Raw genomic sequence first — 22,420 nt, forward strand, 5'->3', positions numbered from 1 at the left:
CTCACGACCACGGCACGCGCCAACCGTATGATTTGCCCATGTCCGTCTTGCGCCGATTCGCCCTACCGCTGCTGCTTGCGCTGCTGTCGCTGCAGGGCTGCACCGTATCGCGCGCGCAGATCCGCCGTGCCGACGCCATCGTCGCCGCCAGCGCCGACCGCAGCAGCAGCTGTGCGCAGGCCGACCATTGCGCGCTGCCGTCGCCGCTGCTGGCCGCCGCCACCGAGGCGCTCGCCGCCTCCACCCCGGAGCGGCCGGTGCACGTGGTCACCCTGCTCGACGACTCCGTGCCGGCGATGGCCGCGCGGATCAACCTGGTGCGCGCGGCGCGGCACTCGATCGACGTGCAGACCTACATCTGGGACCAGGACGATGCCGGCCAGCTGATGCTGGACGAGCTGGTGCAGGCGGCGCGGCGCGGCGTGCGCGTGCGCATCCTGGCCGACCAGCTGTTCTCCTTCGGCGACCTCGACCTGCTCGACCGGCTGACGCGGGTCAGCCCGAACCTCGAGGTGCGGCTGTACAACCCGACCTTCCACAAGGCACGCACGCAGCCGCTGGAATTCGCCGCCGGCGTGCTGTGCTGCTTCATGCAGTTCAACCAGCGCATGCACAACAAGCTGCTGCTGGTGGACGACCGCATCGGCATCACCGGCGGGCGCAACTACCAGAACCGCTACTTCAATTGGGACGACAGCTTCAACTACGTCGACCGCGACGCGATGGTCGGCGGCCCCGCCGCGCTGCAGATGGCGGCCAGCTTCGAGCGGTTCTGGAACCACCCGCGCGCGCTGCCGCTGACCCATCTGCGCGACGTCAACCGGCGCATCCTGTCCGACCACACGCCGCCAACCTGGCCGGCCCCGCACTACCGCCGTCCGGCGCGCGTGGCGCGCGTGCAGCAGGCCGCCGAGGACCCGGCCTGGCTGCAGACCTGGCTGGTCGACGCCTCGCGGCGGGTGGGTCGGGTGGAATACTTCAGCGACCTGCCGGCGAAGACCGACAAGCCGGACAAGCGCCGCGCGCTCGATTTCACCCACCACATCATGCGCATGATCGGCGAGGCGAAACGCGAGGTACTGCTGCAGACGCCGTACCTGGTGATGAGCAAGCGCGCGCAGCACATCTTCCGCACGCTGCACCGGCGCGCCGACCCGCCGCTAGTGATCGTCTCCACCAATTCGCTGGCCTCGACCGACGCGTTCGCGGTGTACGCGATGTCGTACAAACATCGCAAGCGCTACCTGAAGAAGTTCGGCTTCGAGATCCACGAGCTGAAGCCGCACGCGCCCAGCGCCGCGGTGGACAACGAACTGGCCAACCTCGACCTGGACACGACCGCGCTGCCGCCGCCGGAAGCCGCCGGCCCGGCCCGCGTTCCCGCGGCGCGCTTCCGCCTGCTCGGCAGCCGCGGCAGCAGCAACCGCCCGGCACCGCTGCACAGCACCGGCCTGCGCTTCGGCCTGCATGCGAAGTCGATCGTGGTCGACGACGTCTTCGCGATGGTCGGCTCGCACAATTTCGATCCGCGCTCGGACCACTACAACACCGAGTCGGGTGTGATCGTCTACGACCACGACTTCGCCGACCAGCTGCGCCACAGCATCCTGCGCAGCACGCAGCCGGAAAACGCGTGGGTGATCGCGCCGCGGCGGTCGAAGGTACCGGTGCTGACCGATATCAACCGGGCGATCGGCACGGTCTCCGAGCAGTTGCCGCTGTTCGACCTGTGGCCGTTCCGCTATGCCACCAGCTTCGACCTCAAGCCCGGCTGCCAGCCGCTGCGCGCCACCGACCCGAACTTCTACGCCTGCTACGAACCGGTCGGCGACTTCCCCGACGTGGCGCTCTCGCCGAAGCTGATCATCACGCGGATGGTTACCGCGTTCGGGGTGGGCGCCAAGGGCATCCTGTGAGCACCATTCACCACCGTGATCGCTGCTCCACGAGAACCACTTTCGCCACCTGTTGCCTCGTGTGAAGCTCTTGCTTCTGATGTTCTTCGCCCTGAATGCAGCAAGCACGACAGCATCGCGCTCAAAGTGAGCCCCTGCAGGTTGCAGAAAGCGCACGCCTTTTGCGCAGGCTTGATAAAACGCGAAGCACCAACGCGCCTGGACAAAACCCTACGGCAACTGCGCGACGCGATCGCCCCGCGAGGTGAAGCGCATCGGCAGCTCGCCGCTGAGCCCGTCGGGGTGGTCCGGCGGTACCGCGAAGCGCCAGCCGCGCACGCTGCGCAGGGCGTGCTGGTCGAGCACCGGGTCGCCGCTGGATTCGCTCAGGCTGGCGGTGGTGACCCGGCCGTTGCCATCGATGTCGACGTGCAGCAGCACGCGGCCGTCGAGATGGCCGCGCAACTCGTCCCACGATTGCGAGGTGTCGGCGGGGGTGGCCAGCGGCACCAGCTCCGGCGCGGGTGCGGCAATGGCGGCCTGTGCTTCGTCAGCGACCACCGCCGGCGGCAGCATGCGCCTTGCCGGCGCGACGCGCGGCGAGCGGCGCGGGCGGTGCGGCGACGGGCGGGCGCGCAGCGCGGTCGGCGTGTCGACCTGCGCGGTGTAGCGCGTCGGTGGGCCGGACCAGACGCTGGTCTGCGCGCTGAGCCAGCCGGTGCCGGCGACGCCGACGGCCAGTGCGAGCAGGCTGAGGGAGGCGGTGGTGCGCAGGCGGAACATGGCGGCCTTTATGCACCCGCCCGGACGAATCGAGGCTGAAGCGGTCGCCCGGTCACCGCTCGAGGATCGCGGTGACGCCCATGCCGCCGGCGGTGCAGATCGAGATCAGCCCGCGGCCGGTGCCCTTCTGTTCCAGCAGCTTCGCCAGCGTGGCGATGATGCGCGCGCCGGTGGCGGCGAACGGGTGGCCGACGGCAAGGCTGGAGCCGTGCACGTTGAGCTTCGCCGGATCGATCGCGCCGAGCGGCGCGTCGAGGCCGAGCCGGTTCCTGCAGTAGTCGGCCGACTCCCACGCGCGCAGCGTGCACAGCACCTGTGCCGCGAACGCCTCGTGGATCTCGTAGTAGTCGAAGTCCTGCAGGCGCAGGCCGTGGCGCGCCAGCATGCGCGGCACCGCGATGGTCGGCGCCATCAGCAGGCCTTCGCCGTGCACGAAATCCACCGCGGCGACTTCGGCATCGCGCAGCCAGGCCTGGATTTTCAGCCCGCGCTGCGCGGCCCACGCCTCGCTGCCCAGCAGCACCGCGGCGGCGCCGTCGGACAGGCCGGTGGAATTGCCGGCGGTGAGCGTGCCGTGGCCGGAGCTCTTGTCGAACGCCGGCTTCAGCGAAGCCAGCTTGTCCATGGTCGAGTCCGGGCGCAGGAAACCGTCGCGCTTCAGGCCGCGGAACGGCACCAGCAGGCCCTCGAAGAAACCGGCGTCGTAGGCGGCGGCCAGCTTGCGGTGGCTGTCCAGCGCCAGCTGGTCCTGCGCCTCGCGGCTGACCTGCCACTCCTTCGCCATCTGCTCGCAGTGGTCGCCCATCGACTTGCCGGTGCGCGGCTCGGCCACGCCGGGGAACGAGGGCTTCAGCTCGCCGAGCGAGAAGCCGCGCAGCGCCGTCTTCAGCTTGTCCAGCGGCGTCTTCGCGCGGTTCATCGCCAGCAGGCGCTTGCGCAGGCGGGTGCCGTAGACGATCGGCACGTCGGACGTGGTGTCCGAACCGCCGGCGATGCCGGCCTCGATCTGCCCGGCGGCGATCTTGTTGGCGATGATGATGGCGTTGTCCAGCGAGGTGCCGCAGGCGCGCGCGGTGGTGATGCCCGGCGTGGTCGGCGCCAGCCCGGAACTGAGCAGCGCCTCGCGCGCCAGGTTCCAGTCGGACGCGTGCTTGATCACCGCGCCCATCGCCACGTCGCCCAGTTCCACCCCGTGCAGGCCGAAGCGCTCGACCAGCGCGCCAAGCACCTTCACCGACATGCCGAAGTTGCCGACGTCGGCGTAGGCCGTGTTGTTGCGGCAGAACGGGATGCGCACACCGCCGATCACCCCGACGCGCTTCTGCGTGTTTTCCATGCTCGGAACAGTCCACCACTCAAGTCGGTCAAGGCTAACCCGCCATGCCGCGCGGCGAAAGCCCAAAACGCTGAATGGTAGAATCCCGTCTCCTCCCGTCTTCCGGACCCTCGCTCGTGGAAACGCAAACGCTGTTCGCCCTGCCGGTGGTGCTGGCCCTGGAACCGGTCGCGGGCGAGCCGCCGGCGCGGCTCACGTTCACCCGCGACGAGGCTGCCGCGCTGGCGGCGCTGATCGCCGCCGACCTGCACGCGCTGGTGCCGCAGGTCGACGCCGCGCGGCTGGCGCTGGCCGGCGCGCTGTTCGACCAGGTCGAGTTGCTGCGACCGGGCTTCCCGGTCTGGGCCGCGCTGGACGAGCTGGCGCGACGCGTGCCGCGCAGCCAGCTGGAGAACGTGGTGGCCTTCGGCAGCCATCAAGGGCAGATGCCGGCGCAACCGCTGGAACCCTCACCGACCTATGCTGAAGGCCCGATGCGGCTGCTGCCGATGAGTCTGCTGGCGCCGGCGGGGCAGGCCGAGGAGCTGTCCGAGCAGCTGGAGATCCAGCTGGTCGGGCGCGGCGAGGCCGGCGCGCTGACCGCCGACTGGCTGATGCGCACGCTCGGCATCCGGCTGGAGCACGTGCGCTACCTCAGCCGCAACGACCTGCTGGCGCTGACTTGCGTGCAGTACGAGCACGTCAACCTGGCGCCGCTGTGGGCGCTGCTGGAGACGGCGCTGCTGACCCCGTACCGCGAGGAGGCGACGATGAGCGCGCGCGGGCTGGCCGTGCGCTACGCCGACGGCAAGGTGCTGGCGCAGTCGCCGTCGCAGTGGCTGGCCGCGCAGACCGGGGATGCCGGGCAGCGCGCGCACGATTTTGCCGGCATCGTGTTCGAGCTGCGCCAGTACGCCGCACTGCTCGACGCGCACCAGCTGCCGCTGCAACTGCAGCCCGACGCGGCACAGCCGGCTGCGGCCGCCGACGGCTACCTGCTGGAAACCCTGTCCACGGTCGAACCCGGCTACGATCCGCCGACGCTGTTCGCGCACGAGGCCCCCGGCCTCGGCGTGGTGGCGATCACCGTGGCCCAGCGCGGCGACGGCGGCCATGCGCGCGCGCTGGCGCACGGCTACCCGCTGCAGCCGCAGGCGCTGGGCTTGCTGCTGGCGCGACTGACCGACCAGTACGGCATCGTCGCCGAACTGCACGCATCGGGCCGGATCGTGCTGGACGCCGCCGGCCGGCTCGGCGCCCCGGCCGCCGCCCTGCATTGATCGTCGCCGGGTGGTTCGCCCGGCCCGCTGGGCAGCGACGAAAACTCGGCGCATGATGAAGCGGCGCCGACAGGGGGCGCCATGCTGACGGAATGACCATGCGGCCGCACAAGCCTGCCGAGGTATCGCCTTCGCTTCCGGATGCATCCGACTGGCCGGCACGGGTGGCGCACGGCACGCCCGCGCTGCTCGCCTACCTCGACCTCGAGCAGCGCTTCCGCTTCGTCAACGACACCCATCGCCGCTGGCTCGGCCTCGACCCGCAGCAGCTGCTCGGCCAGCGCCTGGTCGACGTGGTCGGCCGGCGCAACCACGCGCTGGCCGAGGCGGCGCTGGCGCGCGCCTACGCCGGGCAGATGGCCAGCTACGAGGGCGAGCTGCACGACGGCCACCGGCCGCGCTACGCGCACGGCAACTTCCAGCCCGACTTCGACGCCGACGGCCGCGTCCGCGGCATCTTCACCGCGCTGGTCGACATCACCGAACGGCGCACGCTGGAGCTCAAGCTGCACGAGAGCGAGCAGCGCTTCTTCGCCGCGTTCCAGCACGCCGCGATCGGCATGGCGCTGACCCGCCCGGACGGCCGGTTCGTGCGCGTCAATGCGGCGGTCTGCCAGATGCTCGGCTACCGCGAGGAGGAGCTGCTGCAGCTGGACATCGCCGCGGTCACCCATCCGGACGACCTGGCGGCCGACGCGGAACTGATGGCGCAGCTGCTGGCCGGCCAGCGCGAGTCCTATCAGCTGGAGAAGCGCAACTTCCACAAGGACGGTCGCGTGGTGCACATCCAGCTCAGCGTGTCGCTGGTGCGCGACGAGCAGGGCGCGCCGCTGTACTTCGTCTCGCAGGTGCAGAACATCAGCCAGCGCAAGGCGTTCGAGGATGCGCTGCACCGCGAGCGCGAGCTGGCCGAGGTGACCCTGCGCTCGATCGGCGACGCGGTGATCACCACCGACCCGCAGCTGCGCATCACCTCGCTCAACCCGATTGCCGAGGCGATGACCGGCTGGACCGGCATCGAGGCGGCGGGCCGGCCGATCGAGGAGATCTTCCAGCTGTTCGACGCACGCAGCGGCGACGCCGTGGCCAACCCGCTGCGCGCGGCGATCGGCCACAACAGCATCGTCGACCTGGCCGGCCGCACCCTGCTGCGCCACCGCCACGGCTTCGACACGCCGGTGGAGGATTCCTCCGCGCCGATCCACGACCACGCCGGCAACGTGATCGGCGGCGTGCTGGTGTTCCACGACGTCAGCGAGACCCGCGCGCTGGCGCTGAAGATGATCCACCTGACCCAGCACGACACGCTGACCGGCCTACCCAACCGCAGCCAGCTGCACGAGCACATCGGCCAGGCGATCGCCACCGCGAACCGGCGCCAGCAGCGCGCCGCGCTGCTCTACGTCGACATCGACAACTTCAAGCAGGTCAACCAACTGCACGGCCACGCCGCCGGCGACCGGGTGCTGCGCGCGTTCGCCGCCCAGCTGCAGCACTGCCTGTCCGGCGACGACCTGCTGAGCCGCTACGGCGGCGACGAGTTCGTGGCGGTGCTGCCGCACCTGGAAAGCGCGGGCGAGGCGGCCAGCCTGTGCCAGCGGCTGATCAACCACGGCGAGCAGACCCGCGTCGACGGCCTGCCCGAACTCGGCCTGCGGCTCAGCATCGGCATCAGCGTGTACCCGGACGATGCGGTCGAGCCGGACGGCCTGCTGCAGCACGCGGAGACCGCGCTGGTCGCGGTGAAGGCGCAGGGCCTGCACGGCTACCGCTTCTTCACCGCGTCGATGAACGAACGCGCGCAGGCGCGGCGGCGGATCGAGGCCGCGCTGCGCCAGGCGCAGCCGCGGCACGAACTGGAGCTGCACTACCAGCCCAAGGTGGACGCACACAGCGGCCGCATCGTCGGCGCCGAGGCGTTGCTGCGCTGGCAGGCGGACGGGCACGAGGCGTACGCGCCGGACCAGTTCATCCCGGTCGCCGAGGACACCGGGCTGATCCTGCCGATCGGCGCCTGGGCGCTGCGCCGCGCCTGCCGGCAGGCGCGGCGGTGGCAGGACCTCGGCCACGCCATTCCGGTCTCGGTGAACGTGTCGCCGCTGCAGTTCCAGCATGCCGAGTTCTACAACTGGCTGGACGAGGTGCTGGAGGAGAGCGGCCTCGCGACCGGCCTGCTCGAACTGGAACTGACCGAGCGCATGGTGATGTCCGGCGGCGACGCCACCACCGGGCTGCTGCAGCGGATCAAGCGACGCGGCGTGCGGCTGTCGCTGGACGACTTCGGCACCGGCTACTGCAGCCTGTCCTACCTGAAGCATTTCCCGATCGACGCACTGAAGATCGACCGCGTGTTCGTACGCGACATCACCAGCGACCGCGACACCGCCACCATCACCAGCGCGATCATCGCGATGGCGCGCAGCCTCAACAAGGACGTAATCGCCGAAGGCGTGGAAACGTACGAGCAGGGCGCCTTCCTGCGCCACGCCGGCTGCTCGCAGCTGCAGGGTTTCCTGTACGGCGCCGCGATGCCGGCGGCGGCATTCGAGCAGCGGCTGGCCGAACCTACCTGAGCGTCCGCTCCTGCGCGGCCGGCGCCGCCGGCAGCGCCTCGTACATGAAGTAGTGGCAACGCTGCATGCCAAGCCCTTCGTAGGTCGCCTGCGCGCGCCGGTTTTCGGTTTCCACGTACAGGCGCAGGCCGACCGCGCCGGCCGCCGCGGCGCGTTGCGCCACATCGGCGTACAACGCGCGGAACGCACCGGCGCGGCGCGCGGCGGGCACCACATAGACGCTCTGGATCCACCAGAAATCGCCGCCGCGCCAGTCGCTCCATTCGTAGGTGACCAGCAGGCAGCCGACCGCCGCGCCGTCATGCTCGGCCACCAGGTAGAAGCCGCGCCGCGGCTGCTCGAACACGCCGCGCACGCCGCGCTCCAGCGTCGCCGGATCGAGCCGCTTGTGCTCGGTTTCCCAAGCCATCGCCGCATTCCAGGCGGCCAGGTCGGAAACGTCGGCGAGAGTGGCGGCGCGGATCTGCAATGGCACGGCGTGGCTCCGGTAGCGGCGGGCGCCCATCGTAGCGCGCGCCATCTTCACATGCCGCCGCGTAAGGTCGGGCCGAGCCGGCGGTCGCAGCCCTCGCACGGGTTCCCGTCGGCGCTCCGCCCGCATGGACGCCTCGTGGCCGATCCCGCGAGGCCCAAGGAAATCGTCTTGAACATTGGCAACCTGCTCGACCTGCTCAAGCTGCGCCGCCTGCAAGCGTTCCGCCGGCGGCGCGCAGCGGCGCGCACCCGGCCGGAGCAGGAGCCGGCGCTGCGCGCGGAACTGTTCAGCGCCGAACAGATGGAACGCCACGGCCGCGCACTGGCCGGGCTGCATCGGCTCAGCGCCCGCACCAGCATGGATTCGCTGCTGGCGCGGCTGGACGACAACGAGGCGGTGCTGACCCACACCTGCGAACGGCTGACCGACGCCACCCGCAAGCGGCGGCGGATCACCCCGGCCGCCGAGTGGCTGCTGGACAACTTCTACCTGGTCGAGGAGCAGGTGCGGATCGCCCGCCGGCACCTGCCGAAGGGCTACAGCCGCGAATTGCCGCGGCTGGCCAGCGGGCCGTCGGCCGGGCTGCCGCGGGTGTACGACATCGCGCTGGAGATCATCTCGCACGGCGACGGGCGGGTCGACACGCACATCCTGCAGCACTTCGTCGACGCCTACCAGGAAGTGAGCCCGCTGAAGCTGGGCGAACTGTGGGCGATCCCGATCATGCTGCGACTGGCGCTGATCGAGAACCTGCGCCGGGTCGCCGCGCGGGTGATGGCCGACTGGCGCGACCGCGGCAAGGCCGCGCGCTGGGCCGACGCGATGACCGCCATCGCCGGGCGCGAGCCGAACTCGGTGGTGCTGGTGGTGGCCGACATGGCGCGCTCGGACCCGCCGATGAACGGCCCGTTCGTGGCCGAGATGGCGCGCCGGCTGCAGGGCCAGAGCCCGGCGCTGGCGCTGCCGCTGAGCTGGATCGAACAGCGCCTGGCCGCGTCGGGGCAGAGCATCGAGCGCCTGGTGCAGCTCGAGGCGCAGCAGCAGGCCGCCAACCAGGTCTCGATCAGCAACAGCATCGGCAGCCTGCGCACGCTGTCGGCGATCGACTGGCGCGACTTCGTCGAGCGCTGCAGCCTGGTCGAGCAATGCCTGCGCGAGGACCCGGCCGGCGTCTACGCGGCGATGGATTTCGCCACCCGCGACCGCTACCGCCACGTGGTCGAGGCGATGGCGCGGCGGCACCGGCTGACCGAGCTGCAGGTGGCCGAGGCGGCGATCGCGCTGAGCCAGGCCGCGGCCCCCACCGACAGCAGCGTGCCGCTGCCGCAGCACGTCGGCTACTACCTGATCGACCGCGGTCGGCTGCAGCTGGAACGGCAACTGGGCATCCGCCCGCCGCTGCGCGAAACGCTGCGCCGCGGCTTCGACCGCGCGCCGCTGCCGATCTACCTGGGCCTGCTGGCGCTAGTCACGTTCGCCTTCGCGCAGCCGCTGGTCACCGCCGCCGCGCACGATCGCTGGCCGAGCTGGGCGCTGGTTGCGCTGGCGGTTCCCGCCGCGATCTTGGCCAGCCAGCTGGGACTGAGCCTGCTCAACTGGATCGCCACGCTGTCGATCGCGCCGCGGCAGCTGCCGCGCATGGATTACTCGCACGGCATTCCGGCCGCCGCGCGCACGCTGGTGGCGATCCCCAGCCTGATCGCCAGCGCGCAGGACGTCGACGAACTGGCCGAAGCGCTGGAGGTGCGCTTCCTCGGCAACCGCGACGAGCACCTGCATTTCGCCCTGCTTACCGACTTCACCGACGCGGACCACGAGAGCCTGCCCGGCGACGAGGCGCTGTTGCGGCGGGCACAGCGGCGCATCGAGGCGCTCAACGACCGCTACGCCAGCGCCAAGGCCGACCGCTTCTTCCTGTTCCATCGACCGCGCCGCTGGAATCCGGGCGAGCAGTGCTGGATGGGCCACGAGCGCAAGCGCGGCAAGCTGGCCGACCTCAACGCGCTGCTGCGCGGCAACGCGCACGATCGCTTCATGCGGGTGGTGGGCGATGTCGCCGCGCTCGGACCGGTGCAGTACGTGATCACCCTGGACACCGACACCGAGCTGCCGCGCGACGCGGCGCAGGCCTTCGTCGGCACCATCGACCACCCGCTCAACCGCGCCGTGTACGACCCCGAACGGCGGCGCGTGGTCAGCGGCTACGCGATCCTGCAGCCGCGCGTGGGGATCAGCCTGCCGAGCACCGCGCGCTCGCACTACGCCCAGCTGTACGGCAGCGACGCCGGCATCGACCCGTACACGCGGATGGTCTCGGACGTCTACCAGGACGTGTTCGGCGAAGGCTCGTTCGTCGGCAAGGGCATCTACGCGATCGACCCGTTCGAGCGCACGCTGGACGGGCGCTTCCCGGACAACCGCATCCTCAGCCACGACCTGGTCGAAGGCTGCCACGCGCGCTCGGGCCTGCTCAGCGACGTGCAGCTGTTCGAGACCTACCCGGCCCGCTACGGCGCCGACGTGAAGCGCCGCCACCGCTGGATCCGCGGCGACTGGCAGCTGCTGCCGTGGCTGCTGCCGTGGGCGCCGACCGCGCACGCCGGTTGGCGCCGCAACGCGCTGACCGCGCTGTCGCGCTGGAAGATCCTCGACAACCTGCGCCGCAGCCTGGTGCCGCCGGCGCTGCTGGCGCTGCTGGTGAGCGGCTGGCTGCTGATGTCGCCGGTGCTCTCGTGGACCGTGGCGGTGCTGTCGATGGTGCTGCTGCCGCCGCTGCTGGCGGCGCTGTTGGAACTGGTGCAGAAGCCGCGCGAGGTACAGCTCGACCAGCACCTGCGCGCCGCCTTCCGCGCCAGCCTGCAGCACTTCGCGCGGATGGCGCTGGGGCTGGCATGGCTGCCGCACGAGGCGCTGTACCACCTCGACGCGATCGTGTGCACGCTGTGGCGGGTGACCGTCAGCCAGCGCCACCTGCTGCAGTGGCAGCCCTCCGGCGAGGTCGAACGGCACGGCGGCCATGCGCCGGCCGTGCTGTGGCGGCTGATGTGGATCGGCCCGGTGCTGGCGCTGGCGCTGGGCGTGGCGCTGGCGCTCGAACGCCCGCTGGCGCTGTGGCTGGCGACGCCGCTGCTGCTGCTGTGGCTGGGCTCGCCTGCCCTCGCGTGGTGGATCAGCCAGCCGCGCACGCCGGTCGCGTTCGCGCCGAACGCGGCGCAGCAGCGCTTCCTGCGCACGCTGGCGCGGCAGACCTGGGCGTTCTTCGACGTCCACGTCGGCGCCACCGGGCACTGGCTGCCGCCGGACAACCTGCAGGAGCGGCCCGACCCGACAGTCGCCCACCGCACCTCGCCGACCAACATCGGCCTGGCGCTGCTGGCGAACCTGGCCGCGCACGACTTCGGCTTCCTCGGCACCGGCCGCCTGCTCGAACGCACCCGGCTGACCCTGGCCACCATGCAGGGGCTGCCGCGCCACCGCGGCCACTTCTACAACTGGTACGACACGCAGAGCCTGCAGCCGCTGGCGCCGCTGTACGTCTCGGCGGTGGACAGCGGCAACCTTGCCGGCCACCTGCTGACCCTGCGCCCCGGGCTGGAGGAACTGGCCGACCAGCCGGTGTTCCGCCCCGACCTGCTGCACGGCCTTCACGACACGCTGGCGCTGCTGCGCGACACCCTGGATCCCGACCTCGCGCACACGCTGGACCCGCTCGACCGGCATCTGCAGGAGGGCGCGGCCGCGCCGCCGGCAAGCACCGGCGCGGCCAGCGCGCTGCTGCGCCAGCTGCGCGGCCACGCGCAGGCGCTGCTGCCGCGACTGGACACCGAACCCGGCAGCGAGGCGCAGTTCTGGCTCGACGCGCTGCTCGCGCAGTGCGACGAGCTGTGCGACGAGGCCGCCGCGTTCGGCCTCGACCCGCCGGCGGACGACGAGACCAGCTTCGAGGGCATCCCCACGCTGCGCCAGCTGGCGCGGATCGAACCGCTGGCCTGGCCCGCCGCGGCCGACGCCGAAGGCGTGCGCGAACGCGCGCGCGCGCGCCTCGCCGCGATCGAGCAGCTGGCGCAGCAGGCCGGCGAGCTGGCGCTGGTGGACTACCGCTTCCTGTACGACGGCGCGCGCGACCTGCTGGCGATCGGCTACAACGTCGACCAGCGCCGGCTCGACGCCGGCTACTACGACCTGCTGGCGTCGGAGGCGCGGCTGGCCAGCTTCGTCGGCATCGCGCAGGGCCAGCTGCCGCAGGACAACTGGTTCGCACTGGGCCGCCTGCTCACCACCGTCGGCGGCGAGCCGGTACTGCTGTCGTGGACTGGCTCGATGTTCGAGTACCTGATGCCGATGCTGGTGATGCCGAGTTACGAAGGCACCTTGCTCGACCAGACCTGCCGCGCCGCGGTGGCGCGGCAGGTCGAATACGGCAACCAGCTCGGCGTGCCATGGGGCGTGTCCGAATCTGGCTACAACATGCTGGACGCGCACTTCACCTACCAGTACCGCGCATTCGGCGTGCCCGGGCTGGGCCTGAAGCGCGGGCTGGGCGACGACGTGGTGGTGGCGCCGTATGCCAGCGCACTGGCGCTGATGGTGGTGCCGGCCGCGGCCACCAAGAACCTGCAGCGGCTGGCCGAGGCCGGCGCACGCGGCCGCTACGGCCTGTACGAGGCGATCGACTACACCCCGGCGCGGCTGCCGCTGGGCCAGGACTCGGCGCTGGTGCGGCAGTTCATGGCGCACCACCAGGGCATGAGCCTGCTGGCGCTGGGCCACGCGCTGCTGGGCCGGCCGATGCAGCGGCGCTTCGAATCCGACCCGCAATTCCAGGCCACCAGCCTGCTGCTGCAGGAACGCGTGCCGAAGACCGCGGCGGAATACCTGCACGCCTCCGGCTTCCCCGAATCGGACGGCGCATCGCGACCGGCCGAGGCGCGGCTGCGCGTGTTCGCCGACCCCGACCGCCCGCGCCCGGCCGTGCAGTTGCTCTCCAACGGCCATTACCACGTGATGCTGAGCAGCGCCGGCGGCGGCTACAGCCGGCGTGGCGAACTGGCGCTGACGCGCTGGCACGAGGACATCACCTGCGACGCCTGGGGCATGTTCTGCTACCTGCGCGACGTGGCCAGCGGCGAGTACTGGTCCACCGCCTACCAGCCCACGCGGAGGAAGACCGAACAGTTCGAGGCGATCTTCTCCGACGCACGTGCCGAGTTCCGCGTGCGCGAACGCGAGTTCGACGCGCACACCGAGATCGTGGTGTCGCCGGAAGACGACATCGAGCTGCGCCGCACGCGCATCACCAACCGCAGCCGCACGCGGCGCACGATCGAGCTGACCAGCTACGCCGAGGTGGTGCTGGCGCCGCCGGCCGCCGACGCGGCGCACCCGGCCTTCAGCAAGCTGTTCGTGCAGACCGAGCTGGTGCCCTCGCTGCAGGCGATCGTGTGCACGCGGCGGCCGCGCTCGGCCGGCGAGCAGGTGCCGTGGCTGTTCCACCTGCTGGCGGTACACGACGCCGACATCGACGCGATCTCCTACGAGACCGACCGCGCCCGCTTCATCGGCCGCGGCCGCAGCACGGCCGAGCCGCAGGCGCTCGACCGCGAGCAGGCGAGGCTGTCCGACAGCGCCGGCCCGGTGCTCGACCCGATCGTGGCGATCCGCTGCCGCCTCACGCTGGAGCCGGAGCAATCGGCCACCATCGACTTCGTCACCGGCTACGCCGCGCAACGCGACGGCTGCCTGCAGCTGATCGGCAAGTACCGCGACCGCCACCTCGCCGACCGCGTGTTCGACCTGGCCTGGACGCACAGCCAGGTGCTGCTGCGCCAGCTCAACGCCAGCCTCGCCGACGCGCAGCTGTACGAACACATGGCCACCGGCATCCTGTACCCGAACGCCGGCCTGCGCGCCGAGCCGGCGGTGCTGCGCGGCAACCGGCGCGGGCAGAGCGGGCTGTGGGGGCAGTCGGTGTCCGGCGACCTGCCGATCGTGCTGCTGCAGATCGCCAGCCCGGCACGGATCGAGCTGGTGCGGCAGCTGGTGCAGGCGCACGCGTACTGGCGGCAGAAGGGACTGGCGGTGGACCTGGTGATCTGGAACGAGGACCGCATCGGCTACCGGCAGGAGCTGCACGACCTGATCATGGGCCTGATCGCCTCCGGCAGCGGGGCCAGCCTGCTCGACCGCCCCGGCGGCATCTTCGTGCGCTCCGGGCAGCAGCTGTCCGGCGAGGACCGGCTGGTGATGCTGGCCAGCGCGCGGATCATCCTGGGCGACGGCCGCGGCAGCCTGGCCGAACAGATCGGCCGGCGCCAGGTGGAGACCCACGCGCCGCGCTTCGAGCCGAGCCGGCCCCGGCGCATCGCCAGCGCCACGCTCGCCGGCGGCGCCGGCGCGGCGCCGGCGCTGCAGCTGGCCAACCCGCACGGCGGCTTCAGCCACGACGGCCGCGAGTACGTGATCACCCTGGCCGCCGGCGACAGCACGCCGGCGCCGTGGGCGAACGTGCTGGCCAACCCGCGCTTCGGCACGGTGATCTCCGAGAGCGGCAGCGCCTACAGCTGGGGCGAGAACGCACACGAATTCCGGCTCAGCCCGTGGCACGACGACCCGGTCGGCGACGGCAGCGGCGAGGCGCTGTACCTGCGCGACGAGGACACCGGACAGCTGTGGTCGCCCACGCCACTGCCGTGCCGCGGCAGCGGCAGCTACGTCACCCGCCACGGCTTCGGCTACAGCGTGTTCGAGCACCACGAGGACGGCATCCACTCCGAGCTGTGGGTCTACGTGGCGCTGGACGCGTCGGTGAAGTTCTCGGTGCTGAAGCTGCGCAACGACTCCGGCCAGCCGCGTCGGCTCAGCGTCACCGGCTACGTCGAATGGCTGCTCGGCGACCTGCGCGCGAAGACCGCGATGCACGTGGTCACCGAGTCGGACCCGGCCAGCGGCGCGCTGTTCGCGCGCAACGCCTACAACAGCGAGTTCCCGAACCGCGTAGCGTTCTTCGACGTGGACGACCCCGCGCGCGGCATCGGCGGCGACCGCAGCGAATTCCTCGGCCGCAACGGCAGCCTGCGCGCGCCAGCCGGGCTGGGCCGCGCACACCTGTCCGGCCGGCTCGGTGCCGGGATGGATCCCTGCGCGGCGCTGCAGTCGATGGTGAGCCTGGGCGACGGCGAGCAGCGCCAGCTGATCTTCCGCCTCGGCCTGGGTCGCGACGCCGCCGAGGCCAGTGCGCTGGTGCAGCGCTTCCGCGGGAGCGGCAGCGCCGCCAACGCACTGGACCAGGTGCGCGCACACTGGGCGCGCGTACTCGGCGCGGTGCAGGTGCACACGCCGGAGCCCGCGCTCGACGTGCTCGCCAACGGCTGGCTGCTGTACCAGACCATCGCCTGCCGGCTGTGGGCGCGCAGCGGCTACTACCAGAGCGGCGGCGCGTTCGGCTTCCGCGACCAGCTGCAGGACTCGATGGCGACCGTGCACGCCGCGCCGGAACTGTCGCGCGCGCAGCTGCTGTTGTGCGCCGCGCACCAGTTCGCCGAAGGCGACGTGCAGCACTGGTGGCACCCGCCGCGGGACCGCGGCGTGCGCACCACCTGTTCCGACGACTGCCTGTGGCTGCCGCTGGCCATCGCGCGCTACGTGCTGGCCAGCGCCGACCGCGGCGTGCTGGACGAATGCGTCGGCTACATAGAGGGCCGTCCGCTGCACGAGGGCGAGGAGTCGTACTACGACCTGCCGCAGCCCTCGGCCCTGCGCGAGACGCTGTACCAGCATGGCGTGCGCGCCATCGAGCGCAGCTTTGCCCTGCGCGGCGCGCACGGCCTGCCGCTGATCGGCGGCGGTGACTGGAACGACGGCATGAACCGGGTCGGCGAACACGGCCGCGGCGAAAGCGTGTGGCTGGGCTTCTTCTCCTGCGAGGTGCTGCAGCGCTTCGCCGAGGTGGCCCGGCTGCACGACGACGAGCCGTTCGCGCAACACTGCGAAGGCGAAGTGGCCAGGTTGCGCACCGCGCTGGAACAGCACGGTTGGGATGGCGCCTGGTATCGCCGCGCCTACTTCGACGACGGCACGCCGCTCGGCTCCGCCAGCAACGACGAATGCCGCATCGACTCGATCGCGCAGAGCTGGTCGGTGCTGTCCGGCATCGGCGCGCCCGGGCGCCAGCGGCAGGCGATGGACTCGCTGGACGCCCGCCTGGTGCGCCGCGACGCCGGCCTGGTGCAGCTGCTGGCGCCGCCGTTCGACCAATCCGCGCTCGACCCCGGCTACATCAAGGGCTACCTGCCCGGCGTGCGCGAGAACGGCGGCCAGTACACGCATGCCGCGATCTGGGCCACGATGGCGTTCGCCGAACTCGGCGACAGCGCGCGCGCGTGGGAACTGCTGCGCATGATCAACCCGGTCAACCACGGCCTCGACGCGGCTTCCGTGGACGTCTACAAGGTCGAACCCTACGTGGTCAGCGCCGACGTCTACGCGGTGGCCCCGCACGTTGGCCGCGGCGGCTGGAGCTGGTACACCGGCTCCGCCGGCTGGATGTACCGGCTGATCGTGGAATCGCTGCTGGGCCTGCGCCTGGAAGCCGGCACGCTGCGCTTCGCGCCGGTGCTGCCGCCGGAGTGGGAAGGCTTCTCGGTCGACTACCGCCACCGCGACACGCTCTACCGCATCCGCCTGCACCAGAGCGACGCCGGCACGCCGAGCACGCTGTGGCTGGACGGCGAGATGCAGCCCGACGGCGGCATCCCGCTCGCCGACGACGGCGCGGAGCACAGCGTGGAGCTGAACTGGCCGCGCCGCCCATGAAGCCGGCCGCGGCGGCGCATGCCTGCGCCCAGCGGTCCCATGGACTCGGCACGCCGTGGCCGCCGCGGTTCAGAACGTGGGTGCAGATCTTGCCGCACACGGATGTGCCAATGCCGCGGGTGCATGGATGCGCAAGAGCGGCCGTGGCCGCTACGTCCTTGTAACCGGGCAGCTCATCGATCCAGCGGACTCAACACCCCATGTCCACCGCGGTTCAGAACGTGCAGGTAGATCTGCGTGGTTGCGACGTCCTTGTGGCCGAGCAGTTCCTGGATCGTGCGGCTGCCATAAATAGATGGGAAACATAGCGTGACGCCATCAGATCTGGCTGTGTACGATGCGACATGCCTCTTGATGTGTTGCCACAGCACCAAATTGGCGCCTGTCACGACATTCTGGACAGGTGGTGTTGCCAACTTCACAGACACCGACTTTAGGCGTGATGAAGAAGCTGGCGGTGTTTATGACGACAACGCTGATGTCTTGCAGTGAGTTCATGCATGAGGCGATGCGGTTGGTCGCGGATCACGGTGTGTCAGCGTTACGGACTACCCCGCGGCCCGGAGCTGTACGGAGGCGCGCTAGCCAAATGGGTGCGATGCACATCCTGATATTTGCTTATGTTCCATAAAACTGGATGCCCCTGTGGCAGATATCAGGAAGCACTTCATCCGGTGCGAAGAACGCAATGCTCAGGGGAAGATCCATTCGCGGCGACTTAGTTTTGAGGGCTAGCGTCACAAGTTGGAGGAGTCGCTCTTTGGCCGCCGAACCCGCCACTACGCCAAGAAGAATGAATTCCTCCGGCTTGTTGCCTTGGGTGTTCACCTCCACCAGATAGGCGGCCCTAACAGTCCCCTCCCGATCGAACAACTCACGTAGTACCTCGTCAACTTCGCTCGTTGAGACGCTAGGCAGACGTGCAAGCAAGGCTTCGTTGTCAATGGGTTCCTGCTGCGCAAAGTAGCCAAGCTCTCTGCCCTCAAGAATCGCCGTAATTTCCGGTGGATACAGTGCCACTGCATCGATATTTGGATTGAGAATCAAGGTGGCGCCGCGTGTAAGTTCAAACAGACGCCGACCCGACATAGCCACAATCGAAACACCATCGCGCAAAGGCTGCTCTGCCTGGGTGCGGTCACTGAAGAACGGAAGCACCGTTTGACCATTGTCCGGGCGTATGAACTGGAAGAAGCGCATACGCCCTTCAGGCGGTCTTTTCGATGGGACATGCGCGTACACGGTGGCGTCGAGGAGGGCTTGAAACACCGCCTCTTGAGCCTTTGACGGATCCATCCCCGCCGGCGTCGACCTTGCCGTAGCAAGGAGATCATCAAGTTTCGTTGGGGTCATTCCGTTCTACTTGGCGTGGTGGGGGCCAACGTTCCGATGGCTTTCCGTCGACGCTGGTGTCGAAGATCGGCTCCAGAACATAGGCTGGGCTGGCCAACTCATGCCATCCCGCTTGGAACACCTCGTTGGCTGACGGGTAGTGCCGCAGAAGCCACTTGGCTTCACTGCGTACCGAGGCCGGAACTCGACGGTTGCCGAGCAGCTGCGCCAAGAACGCCCTCGTTTCGATGACTGCTCTCGAACGTTCATACGGCAGCGTCATGACTGTTGCACTTGTGCGCTCGTCGAATACTTCCACCGGTGCTCGCGGAACACCGGGGCGTAGCGACTGAGGAACTGCTTCATGGTTCCCTTGTACTTCAGCGCCTCCCCGGGGAGTGATATGGCAAGCGCTTTCGCGATACTGAGGGCATACGAAACCTGGCTCTGGGTTGGTGGCTGGAGATCGTCGTCCAGGATGCTCGCCAGACTGGTGATCAACCGCGATTCGAACGGCGCGTTGGTGCCCGTGCTCAGACAACGCTCCAGCTGGATGCCCAGGGCCTCCCGGGAGCTCCAGCTCATCGCGATGTCCAAAGACAGATCCAGATCATCATCGACCAATCGCAGCGGCATCGTCGTGTCATCCTTCGATACTTATATATAGACTACATCTAAAGGAGTAGTCCTAAAAGTATCGTCTGCTTACGGTCACCGCATGGACAAGGTGACGCTACAGACCAAATTGGGTACCGCCGTGCGTGAGCGTCGACAGGCCCTTGAATACAGCCAGGACACATTCGCCGATGCCATCGGTATGCACCGCGCTTACTACAGCGCCATCGAGCGCGGCGAGCGGAACGTAACGCTGGCCACCCTCGCCAAGGTGGCAGAGGGGCTGGACATGCCGATCGCCGCGTTGATGGCGCAAGCCAAGCTTTAAGCCCTGCCGCCGGCATACCGATTGGCCCAGGACTACCGGGAACAACATCATTGAATATCGAGTTGAGAAAGACCCTCTGGGCCGCCGCCGACAAGCTGCGCTCCAGCATGGACGCGGCCGAGTACAAGCATTTGGTGCTTGGGCTGATCTTCGTGAAGTACATCTCCGATGCGTTCGACGAGTTGCGCAGCGGACTGCGCGTGGCGCTGGCTGATCCGGAATCCGAGTTGTACCTCGAAGATCCCGTGATGCGCGCCGCCGCGGAAGAGGATCGCGACTATTACACCGCCGCCAACGTGTTCTGGGTGCCCGAGCAGGCGCGCTGGGAAAACCTTCGCGCGCACGCCAAGCAGGCGAACATCGGCCGCCGCATCGACGCCGCACTGGACGCGATCGAGGCGGACAACCCGCGCCTGAAGGGCATCCTCGACAAGCGTTTCGGCCGCGCCCAGCTGGAACCGGGCAAGCTCGGCGAGCTGGTCGACCTAGTCTCCACGATCGGTTTCGGCGCGGGCGGCAAGGCCAAGGACGTGCTTGGCGAGGTGTACGAATACTTCCTCGGCCAGTTCGCCAGCGCCGAAGGCAAGAAGGGCGGCCAGTTCTACACGCCCGCCTCGGTGGTCGAGGTGCTGGTGGAAATCCTCGGCCCGCACCAGGGCAAGGTGTATGACCCGTGCTGCGGTTCCGGCGGCATGTTCGTGCAGTCGGAGAAGTTCGTGGAGAGCCACGGCGGCCGCTTCGGCGACCTCAGCATCTACGGCCAGGAAGCGAACCCCACCACCTGGCGACTGGTGGCAATGAACCTCGCCATCCGCGGCATGGATTTCAACCTCGGCAAGGAGCCGGCCGACACCTTCCACCGCGACCAACACCCCGACCTACGCGCCGACTACGTACTGGCCAACCCGCCGTTCAACATCAGCGACTGGGGCGGCGAGCGCCTTGCCGACGATCGCCGCTGGCAGTTCGGCACGCCGCCCGCCGGCAACGCCAACTACGCCTGGCTGCAGCACATCCTGCACCACCTGTCCGCGCGCGGGCAGGCCGGCGTGGTGCTGGCCAACGGCAGCATGAGCTCCAACCAGAACAGCGAAGGCGCGATCCGCCAGGCGATGGTCGAACGCGACGTGGTCGAGGTGATGGTGGCGCTGCCGCCGCAACTGTTCTTCAACACCCAGATTCCCGCCTGCCTGTGGTTCCTGGCGAAAGACAAGACCAAGAACGGCCGCGACCGCCGCGGCGAAGTGCTGTTCATCGACGCCCGCAAACTCGGCCGCATGGAAGGCCGCGTGTTCCGCGTCTTCGACGACGAAGACATCGCCCGCATCGGCGACACCGTGCACCGCTGGCGTCAGGCTTTTCCCCCTCTCCCCCCGGCGACCGAAGGAAGTTCCCGTGGGAGAGAGGGCCGGGGTGAGGGTTTGGCCTACGCCGACGTCCCCGGCTTCTGCCGCAGCGTGCCCCTCGCCGAAATCGCCGAACACGGCTACGTGCTCACCCCTGGCCGCTACGTGGGCGCGGAGGATATCGAGGACGACGACGAGGTGTTCAGCGAGAAGATGGAGCGGCTAACCGCGCAGCTCGCCGAGCAGATGGCGAAGGGTGTGGAGCTGGATGCGCTGATCCGGGAGAAGCTGGGGGCGTTGGGTTATGGCGTCTGAATGGAAGACGCTTCCTCTTGAGGAATGCCTGGACGCGATTATCGACTACCGGGGAAAAACCCCCCGCAAAGTTGACGCTGGCATCCCGTTGATCACTGCAAAGATCGTAAAGAACGGACGCATCCAAGAGCCTACTGAATTCATTTCGCCAGCTGACTTCGATGACTGGATGACCCGGGGACTACCTCGAATCGGTGATGTTGTTTTGACGACAGAAGCTCCACTTGGTGAAGTCGCGCAAATCGGACAATTGCCTGTCGCCTTGGCGCAACGAATCGTGACGCTGCGTGGGAAGCGAGGGTTGGTGGATAACAACTTCCTGCTGTATGCCCTTCAATCGGAGCCGATGCAGACTCAGATGAAAGGACGTTCCTCCGGCACGACCGTACTGGGGATAAAACAGAGCGAATTGCGAAAAGTCGTGCTTGCGATTCCGCCGATGGAGCGGCAACAACTCGCAGCATCAGTACTGAAGGCGTTGGACACTCGAATCTCTCTGCTCGAAGAAACCAACGCCACCCTCGAAGCCATCGCCCAAACCCTGTTCAAATCGTGGTTCGTCGACTTCGATCCGGTGCATGCGAAAGCCGAAGGCCGCGTGCCGGATGGCATGGACGTCGCCACCGCCGCGCTGTTCCCCGACACCTTCGAAGATTCCCCGCTCGGCCCAATCCCGCAGGGTTGGCGCGCGGCCAGTCTTTCCGATTGCATGGAACTCAATCCACAACGTGTGTTGCGCAAAGGCAGCTTGGCGTCGTATCTGGATATGGCCAACGCACCGACCCAAGGTCATCGTCCAGCCGAAATCACGCAGCGCGAATTGGGATCAGGTAGCAAGTTCACCAATGGTGATACCTTGCTTGCGAAGATCACACCGTGCCTGGAAAACGGCAAGACCGCGTTCGTGGATTTCCTGGCCGACAACGAAGTTGGCTGGGGTTCGACGGAATTCATCGTGATGCGGCCCAAGGCTCCACTGCCTCCGTTTTGGGGTTACCTGTTGGCGCGCATGCCGAACTTTCGTGCGTTCGCGATTCAGGCAATGACTGGCACCAGCGGCAGACAACGTGTCGACTTGGGAAGCCTGAAGCAGTTTTCGGTAGTCGTGCCTGACGATGGCGTGGCAGAGGCTTTCGAGAAAATCATCGAGCCTCTGCGCGCGCGCATTGCCGCCGCGTCTAGCCATGCCGATAGCCTTTCCCAACTCCGCGACACCCTGCTCCCCCGCCTGATCTCCGGCAAGCTGCGCCTGCCCGACGCACAGGTCATCGAGAAAGCCATACCATGAAGCCCAAGCTCAGCCAGCTTCAGCGCATCAACCCCGCGAGGCATGGCGACACGAGGCGCTAGAG

The 22,420-nt window shown here is 68.9% G+C and carries 13 protein-coding genes and 1 pseudogene; 7 read left to right on the forward strand and 7 right to left on the reverse strand.

The window, feature by feature from the left end; translation table 11 throughout:
* Positions 1–38 precede the first annotated feature (38 nt).
* Entirely contained in the window at positions 39–1,916 is a 1,878-nt protein-coding gene (locus R2APBS1_RS18790; protein ID WP_015449144.1) for a phospholipase D-like domain-containing protein, read from the forward strand.
* Between the two features lie 210 nt (positions 1,917–2,126).
* Here the strand turns inward: R2APBS1_RS18790 and R2APBS1_RS18795 are convergent, their stop codons facing one another.
* Together R2APBS1_RS18795 and R2APBS1_RS18800 are read right to left on the reverse strand one after the other, a co-directional pair.
* Positions 2,127–2,678 (reverse strand): energy transducer TonB family protein, encoded by a 552-nt coding sequence (locus tag R2APBS1_RS18795; protein WP_015449145.1) that lies wholly within the window; start codon positions 2,676–2,678, stop codon positions 2,127–2,129.
* Positions 2,679–2,730: 52 nt separating this feature from the next.
* Entirely contained in the window at positions 2,731–4,014 is a 1,284-nt protein-coding gene (locus tag R2APBS1_RS18800; RefSeq protein WP_015449146.1) for an acetyl-CoA C-acetyltransferase, read from the reverse strand.
* 116 nt (positions 4,015–4,130) lie between these two features.
* On the opposite strand from R2APBS1_RS18800, the gene R2APBS1_RS18805 reads away from it, so the two are divergent.
* Both R2APBS1_RS18805 and R2APBS1_RS18810 read left to right on the forward strand, forming a co-directional pair.
* Positions 4,131–5,273 (forward strand): hypothetical protein, encoded by a 1,143-nt coding sequence (locus tag R2APBS1_RS18805; RefSeq protein WP_015449147.1) that lies wholly within the window; start codon positions 4,131–4,133, stop codon positions 5,271–5,273.
* A gap of 98 nt (positions 5,274–5,371) precedes the next feature.
* A complete protein-coding gene (locus tag R2APBS1_RS18810) occupies positions 5,372–7,846 on the forward strand; it encodes a sensor domain-containing protein (RefSeq protein ID WP_015449148.1) in 2,475 nt (824 codons plus the stop codon).
* Here the strand turns inward: R2APBS1_RS18810 and R2APBS1_RS18815 are convergent.
* Complete coding sequence (locus R2APBS1_RS18815; RefSeq protein ID WP_037115351.1) at positions 7,839–8,321, reverse strand: GNAT family N-acetyltransferase; 483 nt, start codon at positions 8,319–8,321, stop codon at positions 7,839–7,841. The genes R2APBS1_RS18810 and R2APBS1_RS18815 overlap by 8 nt on opposite strands.
* A gap of 168 nt (positions 8,322–8,489) precedes the next feature.
* Here R2APBS1_RS18815 and R2APBS1_RS18820 point away from each other — a divergent pair, with 168 nt between their 5' ends.
* Complete coding sequence (locus R2APBS1_RS18820; protein WP_041676827.1) at positions 8,490–17,132, forward strand: glycoside hydrolase family 94 protein; 8,643 nt, start codon at positions 8,490–8,492, stop codon at positions 17,130–17,132.
* A 173-nt stretch (positions 17,133–17,305) separates the two neighbouring features.
* Here R2APBS1_RS18820 and R2APBS1_RS19920 read toward each other — a convergent pair.
* From R2APBS1_RS19920 to R2APBS1_RS18830, 4 genes and pseudogenes are all read right to left on the reverse strand, one after another.
* Positions 17,306–17,413: pseudogene (locus R2APBS1_RS19920) on the reverse strand (integron integrase); the annotation flags it as partial.
* A 337-nt stretch (positions 17,414–17,750) separates the two neighbouring features.
* On the reverse strand, positions 17,751–18,485 hold the full coding sequence (locus R2APBS1_RS18825; RefSeq protein ID WP_015449151.1) for an SseB family protein: 735 nt from the start codon (positions 18,483–18,485) through the stop codon (positions 17,751–17,753).
* Complete coding sequence (locus R2APBS1_RS20670) at positions 18,466–18,747, reverse strand: BPSL0761 family protein (protein WP_015449152.1); 282 nt, start codon at positions 18,745–18,747, stop codon at positions 18,466–18,468. The genes R2APBS1_RS18825 and R2APBS1_RS20670 overlap by 20 nt, the downstream gene beginning before the upstream one ends.
* Complete coding sequence (locus R2APBS1_RS18830; RefSeq protein WP_007514440.1) at positions 18,744–19,100, reverse strand: hypothetical protein; 357 nt, start codon at positions 19,098–19,100, stop codon at positions 18,744–18,746. Before R2APBS1_RS18830 ends, R2APBS1_RS20670 begins: the two co-directional genes overlap by 4 nt.
* A gap of 82 nt (positions 19,101–19,182) precedes the next feature.
* Between R2APBS1_RS18830 and R2APBS1_RS18835 the strand changes: the two genes are divergently transcribed.
* From R2APBS1_RS18835 to R2APBS1_RS18845, 3 genes are read left to right on the forward strand one after another with little or no spacing between them, the layout of a single operon-like run.
* Complete coding sequence (locus R2APBS1_RS18835) at positions 19,183–19,407, forward strand: helix-turn-helix domain-containing protein (RefSeq protein WP_007514442.1); 225 nt, start codon at positions 19,183–19,185, stop codon at positions 19,405–19,407.
* Positions 19,408–19,457: 50 nt separating this feature from the next.
* On the forward strand, positions 19,458–21,068 hold the full coding sequence (locus R2APBS1_RS18840; protein WP_007514444.1) for a class I SAM-dependent DNA methyltransferase: 1,611 nt from the start codon (positions 19,458–19,460) through the stop codon (positions 21,066–21,068).
* Entirely contained in the window at positions 21,058–22,356 is a 1,299-nt protein-coding gene (locus R2APBS1_RS18845; RefSeq protein ID WP_015449153.1) for a restriction endonuclease subunit S, read from the forward strand. The genes R2APBS1_RS18840 and R2APBS1_RS18845 overlap by 11 nt, the downstream gene beginning before the upstream one ends.
* Positions 22,357–22,420: the final 64 nt, after the last annotated feature.

This window comes from Rhodanobacter denitrificans (assembly GCF_000230695.2).
GTDB lineage: Bacteria > Pseudomonadota > Gammaproteobacteria > Xanthomonadales > Rhodanobacteraceae > Rhodanobacter > Rhodanobacter denitrificans.